Annotated in this window: 21 protein-coding genes and 1 pseudogene; 2 read left to right on the forward strand and 20 right to left on the reverse strand. The window is 38.8% G+C overall.

Annotated elements, in window-relative coordinates; translation table 11 throughout:
• The first annotated feature begins 401 nt into the window (after positions 1–401).
• Positions 402–1,061: a hypothetical protein gene (locus ACVYAD_RS11805; protein ID WP_349660279.1), complete on the forward strand. Its 660-nt coding sequence runs from the start codon at positions 402–404 to the stop codon at positions 1,059–1,061.
• 163 nt (positions 1,062–1,224) lie between these two features.
• Here ACVYAD_RS11805 and ACVYAD_RS11810 read toward each other — a convergent pair whose 3' ends face one another.
• The gene (locus ACVYAD_RS11810) at positions 1,225–1,899 is read right to left on the reverse strand and encodes a KinB-signaling pathway activation protein (RefSeq protein ID WP_349660278.1); all 675 of its coding nucleotides are present in this window, start codon (positions 1,897–1,899) and stop codon (positions 1,225–1,227) included.
• Between the two features lie 153 nt (positions 1,900–2,052).
• Between ACVYAD_RS11810 and gerD the strand changes: the two genes are divergently transcribed.
• Entirely contained in the window at positions 2,053–2,655 is a 603-nt protein-coding gene (gene gerD / locus ACVYAD_RS11815; protein WP_476426597.1) for a spore germination lipoprotein GerD, read from the forward strand.
• Between the two features lie 53 nt (positions 2,656–2,708).
• Here gerD and ACVYAD_RS11820 read toward each other — a convergent pair whose 3' ends face one another.
• From ACVYAD_RS11820 to rplO, 19 genes and pseudogenes are all read right to left on the reverse strand, one after another.
• On the reverse strand, positions 2,709–3,764 hold the full coding sequence (locus tag ACVYAD_RS11820; protein WP_349660276.1) for a P-loop NTPase: 1,056 nt from the start codon (positions 3,762–3,764) through the stop codon (positions 2,709–2,711).
• A 71-nt stretch (positions 3,765–3,835) separates the two neighbouring features.
• Positions 3,836–4,549 carry an N-acetylmuramoyl-L-alanine amidase gene (locus tag ACVYAD_RS11825; RefSeq protein ID WP_197142500.1) on the reverse strand — a complete coding sequence of 238 codons (714 nt, stop codon included), beginning with the start codon at positions 4,547–4,549 and terminating at the stop codon, positions 3,836–3,838.
• Positions 4,550–4,781: 232 nt separating this feature from the next.
• Entirely contained in the window at positions 4,782–5,732 is a 951-nt protein-coding gene (locus ACVYAD_RS11830; protein WP_349660275.1) for a DUF4822 domain-containing protein, read from the reverse strand.
• Positions 5,733–5,955: 223 nt separating this feature from the next.
• Complete coding sequence (gene rpsI, locus ACVYAD_RS11835; protein WP_004233744.1) at positions 5,956–6,348, reverse strand: 30S ribosomal protein S9; 393 nt, start codon at positions 6,346–6,348, stop codon at positions 5,956–5,958.
• A gap of 25 nt (positions 6,349–6,373) precedes the next feature.
• On the reverse strand, positions 6,374–6,811 hold the full coding sequence (rplM, locus tag ACVYAD_RS11840; RefSeq protein ID WP_053596074.1) for a 50S ribosomal protein L13: 438 nt from the start codon (positions 6,809–6,811) through the stop codon (positions 6,374–6,376).
• Between the two features lie 647 nt (positions 6,812–7,458).
• Complete coding sequence (truA, locus tag ACVYAD_RS11845; protein WP_476426598.1) at positions 7,459–8,199, reverse strand: tRNA pseudouridine(38-40) synthase TruA; 741 nt, start codon at positions 8,197–8,199, stop codon at positions 7,459–7,461.
• A gap of 14 nt (positions 8,200–8,213) precedes the next feature.
• On the reverse strand, positions 8,214–9,011 hold the full coding sequence (locus ACVYAD_RS11850) for an energy-coupling factor transporter transmembrane component T family protein (protein WP_349660273.1): 798 nt from the start codon (positions 9,009–9,011) through the stop codon (positions 8,214–8,216).
• Positions 9,008–9,880, reverse strand: a complete 873-nt coding sequence (locus ACVYAD_RS11855; protein WP_476426599.1) for an energy-coupling factor ABC transporter ATP-binding protein — start codon at positions 9,878–9,880, stop codon at positions 9,008–9,010. Before ACVYAD_RS11855 ends, ACVYAD_RS11850 begins: the two co-directional genes overlap by 4 nt.
• Positions 9,856–10,701, reverse strand: a complete 846-nt coding sequence (locus tag ACVYAD_RS11860) for an energy-coupling factor ABC transporter ATP-binding protein (protein WP_349660271.1) — start codon at positions 10,699–10,701, stop codon at positions 9,856–9,858. Before ACVYAD_RS11860 ends, ACVYAD_RS11855 begins: the two co-directional genes overlap by 25 nt.
• A gap of 512 nt (positions 10,702–11,213) precedes the next feature.
• On the reverse strand, positions 11,214–11,594 hold the full coding sequence (gene rplQ / locus ACVYAD_RS11865; RefSeq protein WP_012296051.1) for a 50S ribosomal protein L17: 381 nt from the start codon (positions 11,592–11,594) through the stop codon (positions 11,214–11,216).
• Positions 11,595–11,651: 57 nt separating this feature from the next.
• Positions 11,652–12,596, reverse strand: coding sequence for a DNA-directed RNA polymerase subunit alpha (locus ACVYAD_RS11870; protein WP_004233733.1), 945 nt, complete (start codon positions 12,594–12,596; stop codon positions 11,652–11,654).
• Positions 12,597–12,735: 139 nt separating this feature from the next.
• Entirely contained in the window at positions 12,736–13,125 is a 390-nt protein-coding gene (gene rpsK, locus ACVYAD_RS11875; RefSeq protein WP_053482801.1) for a 30S ribosomal protein S11, read from the reverse strand.
• A 25-nt stretch (positions 13,126–13,150) separates the two neighbouring features.
• Positions 13,151–13,516, reverse strand: coding sequence for a 30S ribosomal protein S13 (gene rpsM, locus ACVYAD_RS11880; protein ID WP_049662875.1), 366 nt, complete (start codon positions 13,514–13,516; stop codon positions 13,151–13,153).
• Between the two features lie 24 nt (positions 13,517–13,540).
• The gene (gene rpmJ, locus ACVYAD_RS11885; protein WP_000868344.1) at positions 13,541–13,654 is read right to left on the reverse strand and encodes a 50S ribosomal protein L36; all 114 of its coding nucleotides are present in this window, start codon (positions 13,652–13,654) and stop codon (positions 13,541–13,543) included.
• A gap of 37 nt (positions 13,655–13,691) precedes the next feature.
• On the reverse strand, positions 13,692–13,910 hold the full coding sequence (gene infA / locus ACVYAD_RS11890) for a translation initiation factor IF-1 (protein WP_004233690.1): 219 nt from the start codon (positions 13,908–13,910) through the stop codon (positions 13,692–13,694).
• A gap of 86 nt (positions 13,911–13,996) precedes the next feature.
• A pseudogene (locus ACVYAD_RS11895) lies at positions 13,997–14,074 on the reverse strand (type I methionyl aminopeptidase); the annotation flags it as partial.
• Between the two features lie 250 nt (positions 14,075–14,324).
• Positions 14,325–14,978 (reverse strand): adenylate kinase, encoded by a 654-nt coding sequence (locus tag ACVYAD_RS11900; RefSeq protein WP_079562358.1) that lies wholly within the window; start codon positions 14,976–14,978, stop codon positions 14,325–14,327.
• A 70-nt stretch (positions 14,979–15,048) separates the two neighbouring features.
• Positions 15,049–16,344: a preprotein translocase subunit SecY gene (gene secY / locus ACVYAD_RS11905; RefSeq protein ID WP_349660270.1), complete on the reverse strand. Its 1,296-nt coding sequence runs from the start codon at positions 16,342–16,344 to the stop codon at positions 15,049–15,051.
• Positions 16,344–16,784 (reverse strand): 50S ribosomal protein L15, encoded by a 441-nt coding sequence (gene rplO / locus ACVYAD_RS11910; protein ID WP_079562360.1) that lies wholly within the window; start codon positions 16,782–16,784, stop codon positions 16,344–16,346. The genes secY and rplO overlap by 1 nt, the downstream gene beginning before the upstream one ends.
• Positions 16,785–16,796: the final 12 nt, after the last annotated feature.

The following is a 16,796-nucleotide window of genomic DNA, read 5'->3' on the forward strand; positions in this document are numbered from 1 at the left end:
ACGCCGCCAGCGTTCGTCCTGAGCCAGGATCAAACTCTCCATAAAAGAAATTTGATTAGCTCAAATTGTTTTGCTGGCATCATGTTTGATGTCCAAAATTTTGTTTCGTTCACTAACTCAAGGTTAGTTACTAAAAACTTTATTGATTACGTTTTGCTTGTTCAGTTTTCAAGGTTCATTTTTTAATTTACTGTGTCACCTCTTGGCGACTTATACATAATAACATCGATTATTCATGAAAGTCAACACTATATCATAAGTTTTTTTAAGACTTTATTTTTTCGTATCATTTATGCCTCGGCATAATCGCGTCCAGAGGCCTTAACTCCTGTAGCTGACGCTTTGCTTTCGCTACCAAAACATTTGCTGAAAGAAGTTAAAAATTTAGAAACGAGGTTGTTATGATGATTCGTAAAACGTTGATTTCTCTGATTTTCATCGTAATATTGTTTGTCTTTATAAAGCCGATAAATTCTACTATGATCTCTGTATTCAACATCGCCGATGCTCCAGCAGTTGTAACAAAAGGACATTATGGCACATCACTTGTTGTCGAAATTTCTTTCTCTGATGAAGCCCTGCTGGACTGGCTTAAAACTGTAAAAGAACCTTATCCGCTTCTTTTGTTAGATGCTGAGTGGATTAAACGTTCACCTGAGCACATAAAAGTCATTCAAGAACGCAAGCTACCTACAGGATTATTAGGACCTGAGGATTCCTTGGATAAGCCAGTTGATCTTGCCGCCGTTCAAAAAGATATTAATATTTACGAAAAGCATTTACAAGAAACCCCACTTTGGTTTGCAACACGAAATCACCAGTATTCGCAGGATTTACAAAATAACTTATTTCAACAACAAATGAATATACTTTCTCCCTCCCTAATATGGACAGGTGAAAAGACACCTAAATTACAAAAGGGAGATTTTGTTTTTCTATCTTTACACCAAAATAATAAAGTCTCGATTAAAGAGCTCAATACATTCCTACAACAAAATAAATTTATGTCGATTGAGGAAAATATATTCGGCTATAAAGTTCAAACTAAAAAATCACCATAAAGTGATACTTTAAGTCAGCGGGGCTATCTTCATCCCCACTAGTCTTCCCAAAAGGACAGTTGATCTCTCAAATACCTTTACTTTCGCAAAATTACTATTTGTTAATACAGGATAAAAAAGAAGTTGCCTCCACGAATTATAGAGGCAACTTTTTTTTTATGAATTATGCTTTTTTAGCTTGTTCACGACGTGCTTTACGGCGTGCTTCTAATTTTTGACGATCTTCTTCGGATTTTGCATTATATTTTGGTAATACTAATAGTTGATAAGCATTTACAGCGAGTAGTGGGAATAGTAATAGTGCAACATATTCGTTAATATTTTCATCTCGACCCATTAAAGCAATTGTCCATTCTAGTGTTGTAACAACAATCATAAAAAATAATGCCGAAATGAAAACGTGTTTTTTTCCAGTTAATTTTACTTTTTGAATAGCTGTTGCTATAGCACCGAATATTAATAAAATTAACAAACCACTATAGAACACCCAGCTTTGCCCATCTTTCACACCAGGTATAAAGCGGAAGAATATAATATCAAAAATAGTAATAGCAATTAATACCAGCTGCACCCAATTCCATAATGTAAGTGTTCTAAAAATATTAACACCTACTTGATGAAGCGTTAAATAAGCAAAAAAGCCTGCCTGTGCAATAACACTCATTGTAAATCCTAAGAAAACCATCCATAAAAGCCCGGCCAAAAATTCTCCCCAGTGACCGTTTGCAATATATGGTTGGAAGAAGTCCCATCGAATAAACAAACTGCAAATTCCGTTGACTGCGCCCCCAACAAGCATTGCAAAGAAGAAAAACTTAGCCCAATTTCGTATCGTCACAACTAAAAGTCCCCCAATTTCTTATGTATATCTGTACTTATTTTAACAATGCATTGTTAAAAAAGCTATTTCTCATCTTAACCAATACATAAAGTCATCATAAATGTGAACAATAATTGAAAGAGTCTATCTATAAGAAAGGACTGATTATTCATGCGAAAATTCTTCTTACTACTAATTCTAATGCTGTTTCTTTCTGCCTGTTCACAAGAGAAAGCCTCTACCATGTCCTATGAAGAAATAAAAAAAATAATGATCGACTCTTTACAAACCGAGGATGGTAAAAAGGCGCTGCGAAAGCTTTTAGAGGAACCAAGTTTCCGTGAATTATTGGTTTTGGAACATGATGAAGTGAAGAAAGCTACTGAGGCTACCTTGCTTTCCAAAGAAGCAGAAGACTTTTGGAAAAAAACTTTCGAAGATCCAAAATTTAAAGAAACCGTAGCTAAAAGTATGCAGAAGCAACAACAGGATATTATGAAGGAATTAATAAAAGACCCCACTTTCCAAAAAGATATGGAGGCTTTCTTTGGCCAGCCAGATATGCAAAAGCAGTTAGAGACTATTCTAAAATCCTCCAATATGAGAAAAGAAGTGGAAACTGTCGTCAAGGAAACGATTGAAAGTCCACTTATGCAAGCAAAATGGCAGGAGCTTATTAGGAAAAGTAGTGGCGAGACAGGTAAGGCTGGCGCTGGCGATAAAAAAGAAGCTAGTGGCGGTGGAGAAGATAGTGAACAAAAAGGCCCTCAGTAATCACTTATATGTAAAAACGGATTTCCTCCATTGTTTGAGGAAATCCGTTTTCATTATTTATTTAATTTATTAATGATGTTCGTCGCAATGTCTAAATAGATTTGACCTGTTGTGTGTTTTTCAGCATAAACAGAAGGTGCAAAATCTTCTTCTGACCAATCAGGTTGACCAAGAGGAATTTGACCAAGTAGCTCTGTACGTAGCTCTTCTGCTAACTTTGGTCCTCCACCTTGACCGAATACGAATTCACGGTCACCTGATTTCGATTCATACCATGCCATATTTTCAATAACACCTAAAATTTCATGGTCTGTTTGTAAAGCCATTGCACCTGCACGAGCTGCAACAAACGCTGCCGTCGGATGTGGTGTTGTTACGACAATTTCTTTTGATGAAGGGAGCATTTGGTGAATATCTAATGCAACGTCACCTGTACCTGGTGGTAAATCCAATAGTAGATAGTCTAGCTCGCCCCATTCTACATCACGGAAGAACTGATCTAACACTTTACCTAACATTGGTCCACGCCATACAATCGGTGCGTTATTTTCAACAAAGAAGCCCATTGAAATCATTTTCACACCTAAACGATCAACAGGGAAGATTCGATTGTCCACCACTTTAGGCATATCTGTCACGCCCATCATATCAGGTACACTGAAACCATAAATATCAGCATCAATTAAACCAACCTTCTTACCTAGACGAGCTAATGCAACAGCTAAGTTAACTGATACTGTAGATTTCCCTACCCCACCTTTACCAGAGGCAATTGAAATAACTTGTACTGTGCTAAGCGGAGATAGAATATCTTGTGCTTCAGCTTCAGTTGCTACACCACGGAAGCTCTGTAGTTTTTCTGCTGACAGCTCTTCGAAACGAATTCCAACTGTATTTGCACCCGCTTCTTTTAAAACTTCAACAATTTTCATTTGTAGCTGTAATTGTTCAGGTGTATTTGTTTTAGCAATCGCAATTTTTACACTCACATGATTCTTCTCTTCTTTTATTGTTACGTTTGTAATACCGTCTGTTTCAGCGAATGATTTATGTAAAAATGGATCTTGTAGTTGTCCTAGTATTTCTCGTACTTGTTGTTCATTTATCACGACGAACACTCCCCTTATATTATCTCAATGTTAGTATATCATAATGATTTGATTTCCGTTGTGTTGTTGCTCTATTCAATTTTTGCTAATAAATACTCTTCTATACCTTCAACAATGGCATCTCCCATTTTTTCTTGGTATTTCTTATCTATTAATAGTGCACGTTCCTCATCATTACTTATAAATCCTGTTTCTACTAGTGCAGCAGGTACCTCAGCTTTTTTCAGTAAATATATTTGTTTTATCGACATTGCTTCTCGATCTGTATTTTTCAAATTAGTGCGAATGGAATCTTGAATACTCTTTGCTAAAAATTCACTTTCAGCATGTCCTTCTTGATGATAAAACACCTGTGCTCCACGCCATTTTGTTTCAGGAATGGCATTTGCATGAATTGTAATAAAAATATCCGGTTTTTCTTTTTCTACTATGTCTTTTCTTAAAAAGATGTCCTGCTTTTTCCGTTCTCTCAAAGTTCCAAACTTTTCTGAGGACGCATGCTCATCGATTACATCACCATCTTTTGTTCGTGTCATTACGACTGTTGCGCCTTTTTTCTTTAATTGCTTCTCAACATGCTGAGCAATTGCAAGTGTAATCTCCTTTTCAATTACTTCACCCTTCGAAGCACCTCCATCTTGACCTCCGTGTCCCGCATCAATGACAATTTTTATGCCACCAAGTGGGTCCGGTAAGAAGAAGTTACGGTTCGAAGCATTCGTTTCATATGCCACGACCACTATACTCATTAGCATAATTACTCCTAGTGCAAGCCAGCGCTTCACCCATATCCACCACCCTTTTATATTTAGTGTACGAAGTTAGTGATTGAACTATGCTAGAAAGTAAAAAAACTCTTTAAGTAATTAGAAAGGAACTCTTAACCTACTTTTTGCGGGTTTTTGTTTATCAAAAGAAGTTAAAATTGAGTGTTTGATTAGTAGCGGAAGAACTTTTTGGGTAATGATAAAACGGCATTAATCCATTTGTACTCTAAGGACTAACGCCGTTAATTTCTTATTTTAGTGTAAATTCAGGTTTAAACTTACCTGTATAAGGTTCATGCTCAACAAATACTGTTATATCCTTACCATCTTTATCCTTCCCAGTTCTTTGATACGTAAATTTCTTATTATTTAACTCGGTAATTTCGAGTACAGCCCCATATTTATTGTCGCCCATTGAAACATGGGCTCTTATTTTATTTCCATCGATAACATTAAAGTACCCATAGTCACCGCGACTTTCACCTGTTTCAGGATTGAAAAATTCGTATTTATTCGTATTAGCATCATATTTCGCTAGGCTAATGAAATTTCTATTATATTGTGTTACATCATTCTTGTTTACATCTAATACAACGCTTCCTTGCCAAAGCGTATCAGCTAAGATTTTATCTCCATCCACATCCTTAACAACAGTGCCCGTCGAATTATTTAAAGCTTTAGCTGATTCAGTAAATGTTAGCTTTTTTTCCTTATAAGGGACATGCTCAACGAAGACCTCTACATCTTTACCATTTGCATCTTTACCCATTTTTTTATACGTAAACATATCATTTTTTATCTTAGTAATCTCTTCAATTGCTTGGTAATTTTTCGTTTCTGAAATCAATATTCTATGCTTTCCGTCATTCGTAAAAAAGAAAATCCCTTTATCGTCAATACTTCCAGCTGTATTTGGATCGAAGAATTCATAGCGTCCTGATTCAGCATCATATTTCGCAAGGGCCATTAAATTAGAATTCTCCGCTGTTACATCATTATTATTTTTATCGTAAACTTTTGAAGCTTGCCAGTTCGTACTACTAAGAATGGTGGCATTTGCTTGACCTTCTGTCATTTCCAGCTGTCTCTGATCTTCAGTTTCCCCTGTTTTTACTTCCTCTGTTTTTTTTACGTCAGTTTTATTCTGACATGCACCAAGAAGTGCCATTGCTGCAAGTGATACTATTAGTAGCTTTTTCATCTATTGACCTCCACTTTCAGAATAAACAACTTAAAAGTAGTATCCGCCATTTCTATATAAATTACACATCATAATTGCTACTAGCATTAGCCAATAAAAGTGCCTCAAGGCTTCTTGCAATACTTGAAGTTCACTAAGAACCCAGGTATAGCATTTTCCAAACAAAAAAACCCTTTCTCGAAAATATTCGAGAAAGGGTTTGGAAACGTTGATATACGTAATATTAACGTTTTGAGAACTGAGGTGCACGACGAGCGCCGCGTAGACCTGGTTTTTTACGTTCTTTCATGCGTGAATCACGAGTAAGTAATCCAGCAGATTTTAATGCAGCACGGAAATCTGGGTCTACTTGAAGTAGAGCACGTGCGATACCGTGACGTACTGCACCAGCTTGACCAGTGTATCCACCACCGTTAACGTTTACGTGGATGTCATAGCTTCCTGTAGTTTCAGTAGCTACTAATGGTTGTTTAATTACTTCACGTAATGCAGCGAATGGTACGTATTCTTCGATTTCACGTTTGTTGATAACAATTTTACCTGTACCTGGTACTAAACGTACGCGAGCTACAGAGCTTTTACGGCGACCAGTGCCGATGTATTGAACTTGTGCCAAAGTAATATCCTCCTCTTAATTTATATTATCCGCGAAGCTCGTATGCTTCTGGTTTTTGTGCAGCGTGTGGGTGCTCTGTTCCAGTGTAAACGTTTAGTTTACCGAACATTTTGCGACCTAAAGAGTTTTTAGGAAGCATCCCTTTAATTGCTAATTCGATCATTCTTGTTGGGTACTTGTCTAGCATTTCACCAGCAGTACGAGTTTTTAATCCACCTGCAAATTGAGTATGGTGACGGTAAAGTTTACCCTCTAATTTGTTACCAGTTAAATGGATTTTGTCAGCGTTGATGATGATTACGTGATCACCTGTGTCAACGTTTGGTGTGAATGTTGGTTTATGTTTACCACGTAAGATAGCAGCTACTTCAGAAGCTAAACGTCCAAGAGTTTGGCCTTCTGCATCAACTACTAGCCATTTACGGTCTACTTCGTGACCTTTAGCCATGAATGTTGTACGCATGTATATATCCTCCTAATCGATTCGATTACCGTTATTTTTCATTAAACTACACTATAAGTTTTCGGGGCTTATTTGTGGTGGTAATGAAAATACCATCTGTTATCATATAATGAATGACTTTTAAAGTCAAGCAATTTCAATAAACACCTGGAGAAGTTGTTCAGATTTATTGATTGGTTAAATTAGGGCTTTTATGAGCCTTCATTTTTAAAATATAATGATATTTCGCGTCAAAAATTTCACAACATTCGCCAGTTGTTCTTTTTAATAACTGTCATAAAAGCTGGAGATGACAGTTGTTAAAACGTATGCAATTACGCCAAGGCGAAATTGATATAGGTTGATTGAAGTGGAGACTGGGCGACTCCTTGGGGATCAGCGATAGAGGAACGAAGGCTAAAAGCATCACATCCTGTGATAACGCCTTCGTGACCAACATCGGTTCTGCTGCCGCTTCGCTTTCGCGCAAAAAACATCTGTTGGCCCGAGACCCTGCTGCGCAGCGGATGTTTTCCGTGCGAAAGCGTAGTGCTAACAAAGCGGCTCATCGGACGCCCCCAGGAAGCTCTGCTCTGCGCGAAAGCGAAGCGTCAGCGGCAAAGCGCCCAGTCGGAACGGAAATCAACCTCACGTTATGGTCGGAGCCTTTAATAGAAGACTTTCTCGAGATATAGACCTTGTGGAGGTGCAGTTTTGCCTGCTTGATCGCGATTCATAGATTTAACGACTAACTCCACGTTCTCAATGTCACGACGTCCTATACCAACTTCCCAAAGCGTGCCTGCGATAATACGGACCATATTATATAAGAAGCCATTTCCTTCAATCACCATATGTAGCTCCTCACCATACCATTCAAATCGTAGCGTAGACACTGTGCGTACTTTATCTTTGACACTTGTATTGGCTGCACAAAAGCATGAAAAATCATGTGTACCGATAATAGCCTTTGCCGCCTCCTGCATTGCCTCAACATTTGGCTTCACACCATTTGTCTCTACTGTATAATGTCTGCGGAATGGGCTTTGTACGGGCTCACATGTCCATATATATCGGTACCGCTTCCCTGTTACACTGTAGCGAGCATGAAAATCAGCAGCTACTTCTTCAATCGACATTACTCGAATATCTCTTGGCAGTTGAACGTTTAATGCTTTCATGTATTTATCTACTGGAATCGCGAGTGGTGAATCAAAATGCAATGTTTGACCTGTTGCATGCACTCTTGCATCTGTACGTCCACTAGCTGTTACCTTGATCTTTTCTCCTTTATGCATAATGGCTAGAACACGTTCAAGCTCTGCCTGTACTGTACGCTCTCCAGGCTGTACTTGGTAACCAGAAAATTGCGTTCCATCATAACTTATAATTGCTTTTAATCTTCGCATAAAGATTACTCCTTTTAACTTCTATAGAAGAATAGTAATACGGCCATTGCTACTAATAACATAAGTGCAAATGTATCACTCATATCCCACTTTAGCTTGCGATATCTCGTACGCCCTTCGCCTCCACGGTAGCCTCTTACTTCCATAGCTGTTGCTAAATCTTCAGCTCGTTTAAAAGCACTTACAAAGAGAGGTACCAATAATGGCACAACCGCTTTAATACGATCCTTAATTGGCCCTGAAGATAAATCCGAACCACGTGCCATTTGTGCTTTCATAATTTTATCTGTTTCATCCATTAACGTTGGGATAAAGCGCAATGAAATAGACATCATTAGAGCTAACTCATGTACTGGCACTTTCACCGCTTTTAATGGATTTAGCAGCACTTCAATGCCATCCGTAATGGAAATCGGTGACGTTGTAAGTGTTAAGATAGATGTCATAAACACTAGAACTAGAAAACGTATCGAAATAAATATCCCTTGTCGGATACCTTCTTCATAAATAGTGATAAACTTCCACTCAAATACAAGGGCGCCTTCTTTCGTCATAAATATATGAATTAAGAAGGTAAACGCCATTAAAAAAAGTACTGGCTTTAGACCGTTAATTAAAAAATACAATCGAATCCGTGACACTAGTACAATGAGTAAGGTAAACGCTAATAGAAAAGCATATGTCACAGTATTGTTTGCTAAAAAAACAATAATGATGAATGCAAACACAAATATAAGCTTTGACCGTGGATCGAGCTTATGAACTGGAGAATTCCCTGGAAGAAAGCGTCCAAATATCATTTTCTCCATCATGACAGTCCACGCTCCTCTCTTAGAACCCGAGCAATTTCAATTGCTAACTCTTCTTCAGTTAAGCATATCTTTGAGAATGATTTGTTTATCATTTTTTCAATTTTTTGTTGAAATCGTACGATACGAGGTGGTTCTAAGCGGAAATTCTTTAATGTCTCTACATCTTTAAAAATTTCTTGAGGTTTGCCACTTAGTACATTTTTCCCTTCATGCATAATGACAATACTATCTGCATAACGAGCTGCGTCCTCCATACTATGCGTAACGAGTATCGTTGTTAGGCCACGTTCCTTGTGTAGATTATAAAACATATCCATAATCTCTTTTTGACCGCGTGGATCAAGCCCTGCAGTTGGTTCATCTAAAACAATCACTTCAGGTTCCATCGCCAAAACACCAGCAATTGCTACCCTGCGCATTTGTCCACCTGATAAATCAAAAGGTGATTTTTCAAGTACGTCCCCTGGTAAGCCTACTAAGCCTACTAGCTCCTTTGCTCGTGCTTCTGCCTCTTGCTCCGAAACACCAAAGTTCATAGGACCAAACATAATATCCTTTAATACAGTTTCTTCAAATAGCTGATGCTCCGGGAATTGAAACACAATGCCAACTTTTTGACGTACTGCCTTTAAATCCTTGGCCTTTTTTCCAGCTACAACAGTACGATCCCCGATATGTACTTCTCCAGATGTTGGTTTTAGAAGTGCATTAAAATGTTGAAGAATTGTCGATTTGCCGGAACCCGTATGTCCGATAATTGCCTGGTACGTATGTGAAGGAATTTCAAAATCCACATCAAATAAAGCACGTTTTTCAAAAGGTGTACCCTGTGAATAAGCATAACTTACTTGTTGAAGTTTGATGTCCATAAATCATTCACCAACTCTTCTTCTGTCATATGTTGTCCCATTAATGGAACACCTTCCTTTTGCAATAGCTTTGATAACTTCATGGCAAATGGCAAGTCTAATCCAAACTCAACTAGCTTGTCTCCCAGTGTGAAAATTTCAGCAGGTGTACCCTCAGCAAATTTCTTACCGTCATTCATAAAGAGAACACGGTCTGCAAGCATGGCTTCTTCTAAATCATGCGTAATAGATAGTACCGTTAACCCTGTTTCAGCACGTAAAGTTTGAACTGTTTGTAGTACCTCAATACGGCCTTGTGGATCTAGCATAGAAGTAGCTTCATCAAGAATAAGGAGCTTAGGTTTCAACGCGAGTGCGCCTGCAATGGCAACACGCTGCTTTTGCCCACCCGATAAATGATGTGGCTCATGATCTAAAAAGTTATTCATTTTTACTTGGTCGAGTGCTGCATGGACACGTTCTACCATCTCTTCAAACGGTACTCCGTTATTTTCAAGAGCAAAAGCAACATCATCCTGCACTGTCGCTCCAACAAATTGATTGTCTGGATTTTGAAAAACCATGCCCATTTGTGAACGGCTTTCCCATAAGTTTTCTTCACTCAATGGTTGTCGTAAAATACGGACATCCCCTTGCTGTGGGTAAAGCAAACCATTCATAAGCTTTGCAATAGTGGATTTACCGGAACCGTTATGGCCAACAATGGCAATCCATTCACCTTCCTGTACCGCAAAGCTTACATTTTCGACAGCATTACGACTTTCTTTTTCTTCTGGTGTATATGAAAATGTCACATTATTTAATGATAAAATTTCTGGCATTTCTAGAACTCCTCTCTACATGCTCAGCTCTACTAACTAACTTACACTTTTTTATGTATGATTTCTACTACAATCAGTATGTCGATAAAAGAAAAGTGCTAAAATCACTTTCTATTCTTTTGTCTGCCCCCTATAAGGGTACGTATAATTTTAAGGTTATCTTTCAAGAATACATCATATATTGGAACGAGCCACCCTAATCGTCCCGATGACTACTATTATAAAATCAGCCTATAAAAAAAAGCACCATTAAATTGGCGCTATCTCTTACTTCCCTAAAAAATAAAAAAGCGCGCACCTCATTCGATAGAAATGCGCTAGTCGTTACATTTTCAAGAAACACGGGTGCTCAAGCCCTTGTTCCCTCTGAATGAGGTGCGGAGAGCTAAACGAGACGCCACACAACAGTGTCCGCTCATCATAACGCTCAGCTTAATTATTTGTCGTATAAATCGTTTATAAAGAAAGAGGGTGGTGATTCCACCCTCTTCACCACTTGTTTTCTCTTATGATTAAACTAATTCAATCACAACAACAGGTGCACCGTCACCACGACGAGGACCTACTTTAAGAATACGAGTGTAACCACCTTGACGTTCTGCATAACGTGGTGCAACATCATCAAATAACTTTTGCAGTGCAAATGAAGTTGTTTCGTTACCTTCAGCATCAGTAGTTGTTACTAGTTCACGACGGATGAATGCAGCAGCTTGACGGCGTGCGTGTAAATCTCCGCGTTTACCTAAAGTAATCATTTTTTCAACAGCTTTACGTACTTCTTTAGCGCGAGCCTCAGTAGTTTCGATACGCTCGTTGATGATTAAATCAGTAGCTAAGTCACGTAACATCGCTTTACGTTGAGAACTTGTACGACCAAGTTTTCTGTAACCCATGGATGTTTCCCTCCTTTATAAAAAATTATCTGATCTTGTAAGTTTTGTTTAAATCGCTTAGTCTTCTTTGCGTAACCCTAAACCAAGCTCTTCTAACTTCGCTTTTACTTCTTCAAGTGACTTACGTCCAAGGTTACGAACTTTCATCATGTCGTCTTCTGACTTATTCGCAAGTTCTAGTACTGTATTAATACCAGCGCGTTTTAAGCAGTTATAAGAACGAACAGAAAGATCAAGTTCTTCGATAGTCATCTCTAAAACTTTTTCTTTTTGATCTTCTTCTTTTTCGACCATGATTTCAGCAGTTTGTGCCTCATCTGTCATGCCAACGAAGATGTTTAGATGCTCGGTTAAAATTTTTGCTCCGAGCGAAATCGCCTCTTTCGGACCGATGCTACCATCTGTCCACACATCAAGAGAAAGTTTATCGTAGTCAGAAGACTGACCTACACGAGTATTTTCCACTTGGAAATTGACGCGTGATACTGGAGTGTAAATAGAGTCGATCGGGATCACGCCGATAGGAAGATCCTCACGTTTGTTTTGATCAGCAGGAGTGTAACCACGGCCGCGTTGAGCGTACATACGCATACGTAAATGACCGTTTTTAGCGATTGTTGCAATATATAGATCCGGGTTTAAAATTTCTACATCACTGTCATGTGTAATGTCAGCAGCTGTAACTGTACCATCGCCTTTTACATCAATCTCAATAACTTTTTCTTCGTCAGAGTAGATTTTAAGAGCTAGTTTTTTCACGTTCAAAATAATTGAAGCTACATCCTCTACAACGCCTTCTACAGTTGAGAATTCGTGAAGAACACCGTCAATTTGAATTGAAGTGACAGCAGCTCCTGGTAATGAAGACAGAAGGATACGACGTAAAGAATTACCCAAAGTGTTTCCATATCCGCGTTCAAGCGGTTCTACAACAAACTTTCCATATTTGGAATCTTCGCTGATCTCCACCGTTTCAATCTTTGGTTTTTCAATTTCGATCATTTTATTTACCCTCCTTCAAAACATCGAATGTATAGGTTCTTTCCATCATAGATTCGATCGTCATTGACGTATCGTTTATTATCTGCACAAGACAGTCTGTACAAAAAATGATGTTCTCATACAATATGAGACGCACCCATTACACGCGACGACGTTTTGGCGGACGGCAACCATTATGAGGAACTGGAGTAACGTCTTTAATAGCAGTTACATCTAAACCAGCAGCTTGAAGTGCACGAATTGCAGCTTCACGACCTGCACCAGGACCTTTAACAGTTACTTCCAACGTTTTCAGACCATGTTCAAGGGATGCTTTAGCAGCAGTTTCTGCAGCCATTTGAGCAGCGAATGGTGTAGATTTACGTGAACCACGGAAACCAAGAGCACCAGCACTTGACCAAGATACAGCGTTACCTTGCATATCTGTAATCGTTACGATTGTATTGTTAAATGTAGAACGAATGTGTGCAATACCAGATTCGATATTCTTTTTCACACGACGTTTACGAGTTTGTTGTTTACGAGCCATGTTAAGAAGGAACCTCCTTTACTTATTATTTTTTCTTGTTCGCTACAGTTTTACGAGGACCTTTACGCGTACGCGCATTGTTCTTCGTATTTTGACCACGAACAGGTAAACCACGACGGTGACGGATACCACGGAATGAACCGATTTCCATCAGACGTTTGATATTTAATGAAGTTTCGCGACGTAAGTCACCTTCAAGTTTGTAAGAGTCTAATTGTTCACGGATTTTGTTTAACTCATCTTCAGTTAAGTCGCGTACGCGTGTATCTTCTGAAATACCTGCGTCTGCTAATACTTTCTGAGCTGTAGTTTTACCAATACCGTAAATGTAAGTTAATGAAATTACCACGCGTTTGTCGCGAGGAATATCAACACCAGCAATACGTGCCATGTACGTTGTGCACCTCCTTTAGAATTAACCTTGTTTTTGTTTGTGTTTAGGATTTTCACAGATTACCATTACTTTACCGCGTCGGCGAATTACTTTACATTTTTCGCAGATCGGTTTCACAGATGGTCTCACTTTCATCTAACCTAACCTCCTTAGTAGTCCGGAGCGCAAAAGATTATTTAAAACGGTATGTGATACGACCGCGAGTTAAATCATAAGGAGATAACTCGATAGTAACCTTATCTCCAGGTAGAATGCGGATAAAGTGCATACGAATCTTACCAGAAACGTGTGCTAGAATCACATGTCCATTTTCTAATTCTACCTTAAACATCGCGTTTGGCAAAGTCTCAACAACTGTCCCTTCGACTTCAATTACATCATCTTTCGCCATCTACTCTGTCTCCTCTCTATATGCAAATTAAAGTTCTCATCGTTACATCAAACGGATATCTGCTGCAACTATAGAAGCAACCTCGTTTCAACATATGTTTGGATTGTATGAGAGATGTTTGAAAGACGCTCGTCTGGTTTCGCTTCACACAATCCACGGAATATACAGAACCATTTAGGGCACTGAACCTCCCATGTTTACACGAATACCGGAATGTCTTTGATGAGATATTCATACCCGTTACACAGATGCTTCCACGAAACCCATTATACTCTTTCAAAAGTCATGTTGCACTTTTTAAAAGAAATATATACCGGGCACAATATGCTTTTGCAACTCTCAAAAAAAATTATGTTTCGTTGTTGCTCCCGCATGCCTCCCGCGGAAGCAGTATTCTGCGCCCGGAGCCGGGTATCAGCTGCGGCTGCCCTGTAAAAGAGCATCAAGATCAGCAAACACTTTGTTAATATCTTGCTGTCCATCTATATTTGTTAACACACCTTTTACTTCATAGTAGTTCAGTAAAGGTTGTGCTTGTTTCATATTTACTTCCAGACGGTTTGCAACCGTTTCAGGATTATCATCCGCACGTGTGTAAAGCTCGCCACCATCTTTATCACATTTTCCTTCCTCAGCTGGAGGATTGAAAATTAGATGATAAGATGTTCCACAAGTTTTACAAATACGACGACCTGATAGACGAGCAACTAACTCATCTTTTTCAACTTGGATGTTAATTGTATGTTCAATAGCTTTACCAAGATCAGCAAGGATGCTGTCTAAAGCTTCAGCTTGAGGAACAGTACGTGGGAATCCATCTAATAAGAAGCCCTTTTCACAATCATGTTTAGCAAGTCGCTCGCGAACAATACCAATCGTTACTTCATCAGGTACTAGAGCACCTTGATCAATGAACGATTTAGCTTGCAAGCCTAGTTCTGTACCATCTTTCATAGCAGCACGGAACATATCGCCTGTAGAAATATGAGGAATCGCGTACTTCTCAACGATTTTATCTGCTTGAGTACCTTTACCAGCACCTGGCAGACCCATTAAAACGATATTCATACGGAAATATTCCTCCCACAAAAGGTTTGCTGATTTCAGGAAACGATGAACCGTTCCCTAAAAACCAACATTATTTCATAAAGCCTTTGTAGTGACGTTTAACAAGTTGAGATTCTAGCTGTTTCATCGTTTCCAGCGCAACGCCGACTACGATAATTATACTAGTACCACCGATCTGCACTGTGGCAGGTAGATTCATAAAGTTTATGATTATAATCGGCATTACTGATATAACAGTTAAGAAAATCGCACCGACAAATGTCAGACGATATAACACGCTTGTTAAATACGTTTGAGTACTTTCACCAGGACGAATACCTGGAATGTAAGCACCTTGCTTTTTCAAGTTATCTGCCACATTTTCTGGATTCACTTGTATGAATGCATAGAAATATGTGAAAGCGATGATTAAGATAACGTAAACAATCATCCCAACAGGTTTTGTATAATCAAACGTGTTAGAAATAAATGTTGCTACGCCACCTTCACCCAAGAACGGAACTAACGTACGAGGTGTCATCAGAAACGCTGATGCAAAAATTACCGGAATAACTCCTGCAGCATTTACTTTTAACGGTAAATGCGTTTGTTGAGAACCTGTTTGTTGATTGCGTCCAGTAACTCGTTTTGCATATTGAATTGGAATTTTACGTAGTGCTTGTTGCACATAGATAACTCCAACAACAACTGCAAGCAAAACTAAAACAAGTAAACCAAGAATCACTAGATTGATAAATAACTTATCACCAGCACCCTCGATTTGCTGTGCATAGATTTGGTTAATGCCAGTCGGTAATGCCGCAACGATACCTGCGAAAATTACAACTGAAATACCATTCCCAACTCCATGCGCAGTAATTTGATCAGCAAGCCATACTAGGAATGCTGTACCCGCTGTTAATACAATAGCAATAATAACATATGTTAAAATCCCCTCATCTTTAATCAAAGATCCACCATACATTCTATTAAAACCAAATGACATTGCGAATGATTGGATAAAGGCAAGAATAATTGTAAAGTAACGAGTAAATTGTGCAAGTTTACGTCTTCCGACTTCACCTTGCTTTGCCCACTCAGCAAATTTCGGTACTACGTCCATTTGCAATAACTGAACAATAATTGAAGCAGTGATGTAAGGCATAATCCCCATCGCGAAGATAGAGAAGTTTTTCAAAGCACCACCGCCAAAAGTATTCAGGAAACCAACGAGGTTAAACTCATCAGTTGCCTTTAATACATTAGCGTCAACGTTTGGTACTGGTACGAACGTACCAATACGGAAAACGATTAACATTAAAAGAGTAAAAATGATTTTATTTCGTATATCTCGAACACGCATAAAGTTAGAGATCGTCTGAAACATTAAATCACCTCAGTAGTTCCGCCGGCATTTTCAATTGCTTCTTTAGCCGAAGCTGAGAATTTATGAGCTTTTACTGTAAGCTTTTTGTTAAGAGTTCCGTTTCCAAGAACTTTAATTCCAGCTTTTTCATTGCTCACTAAACCTGATTCAAGTAATAATGCAGTTGTTACTTCTGCACCATCTTCAAAACGGTTTAATGTGTCAAGGTTAACGATCGCGTACTCTTTACGATTAATGTTAGTAAAGCCGCGTTTCGGTAAACGACGGAATAAAGGGTTTTGACCACCTTCGAATCCTGGGCGTACACCGCCGCCAGAACGAGAGTTTTGACCTTTATGACCTCTACCTGCAGTTTTACCGTTACCAGAACCGATACCGCGACCTACGCGGTTACGTACTTTACGGGAACCTTCTGCTGGTTTTAACTCATGAAGTTTCATATTGGATGGCAC

This window comes from Lysinibacillus sp. G1-3, from assembly GCF_056322905.1.

Bases quoted from the DNA above. Each gene is read 5' to 3' on its own strand.
- ACVYAD_RS11850 (WP_349660273.1), bottom strand. From the start codon at position 9,011: ATGATGGAGAAAATGATATTTGGACGCTTTCTTCCAGGGAATTCTCCA.
- ACVYAD_RS11900 (WP_079562358.1), bottom strand. From the start codon at position 14,978: ATGAATATCGTTTTAATGGGTCTGCCAGGTGCTGGTAAAGGTACTCAA.
- rplO (WP_079562360.1), bottom strand. From the start codon at position 16,784: ATGAAACTTCATGAGTTAAAACCAGCAGAAGGTTCCCGTAAAGTACGT.
- ACVYAD_RS11830 (WP_349660275.1), bottom strand. From the start codon at position 5,732: ATGAAAAAGCTACTAATAGTATCACTTGCAGCAATGGCACTTCTTGGT.
- rplM (WP_053596074.1), bottom strand. From the start codon at position 6,811: ATGCGTACAACATTCATGGCTAAAGGTCACGAAGTAGACCGTAAATGG.
- infA (WP_004233690.1), bottom strand. From the start codon at position 13,910: ATGGCGAAAGATGATGTAATTGAAGTCGAAGGGACAGTTGTTGAGACT.
- truA (WP_476426598.1), bottom strand. From the start codon at position 8,199: ATGCGAAGATTAAAAGCAATTATAAGTTATGATGGAACGCAATTTTCT.
- rpmJ (WP_000868344.1), bottom strand. From the start codon at position 13,654: ATGAAAGTGAGACCATCTGTGAAACCGATCTGCGAAAAATGTAAAGTA.
- ACVYAD_RS11855 (WP_476426599.1), bottom strand. From the start codon at position 9,880: ATGGACATCAAACTTCAACAAGTAAGTTATGCTTATTCACAGGGTACA.
- secY (WP_349660270.1), bottom strand. From the start codon at position 16,344: ATGTTTCAGACGATCTCTAACTTTATGCGTGTTCGAGATATACGAAAT.
- ACVYAD_RS11870 (WP_004233733.1), bottom strand. From the start codon at position 12,596: ATGATCGAAATTGAAAAACCAAAGATTGAAACGGTGGAGATCAGCGAA.
- ACVYAD_RS11860 (WP_349660271.1), bottom strand. From the start codon at position 10,701: ATGCCAGAAATTTTATCATTAAATAATGTGACATTTTCATATACACCA.
- ACVYAD_RS11805 (WP_349660279.1), top strand. From the start codon at position 402: ATGATGATTCGTAAAACGTTGATTTCTCTGATTTTCATCGTAATATTG.
- rpsK (WP_053482801.1), bottom strand. From the start codon at position 13,125: ATGGCTCGTAAACAACAAACTCGTAAACGTCGTGTGAAAAAGAATATC.
- rpsM (WP_049662875.1), bottom strand. From the start codon at position 13,516: ATGGCACGTATTGCTGGTGTTGATATTCCTCGCGACAAACGCGTGGTA.
- rplQ (WP_012296051.1), bottom strand. From the start codon at position 11,594: ATGGGTTACAGAAAACTTGGTCGTACAAGTTCTCAACGTAAAGCGATG.
- gerD (WP_476426597.1), top strand. From the start codon at position 2,053: ATGCGAAAATTCTTCTTACTACTAATTCTAATGCTGTTTCTTTCTGCC.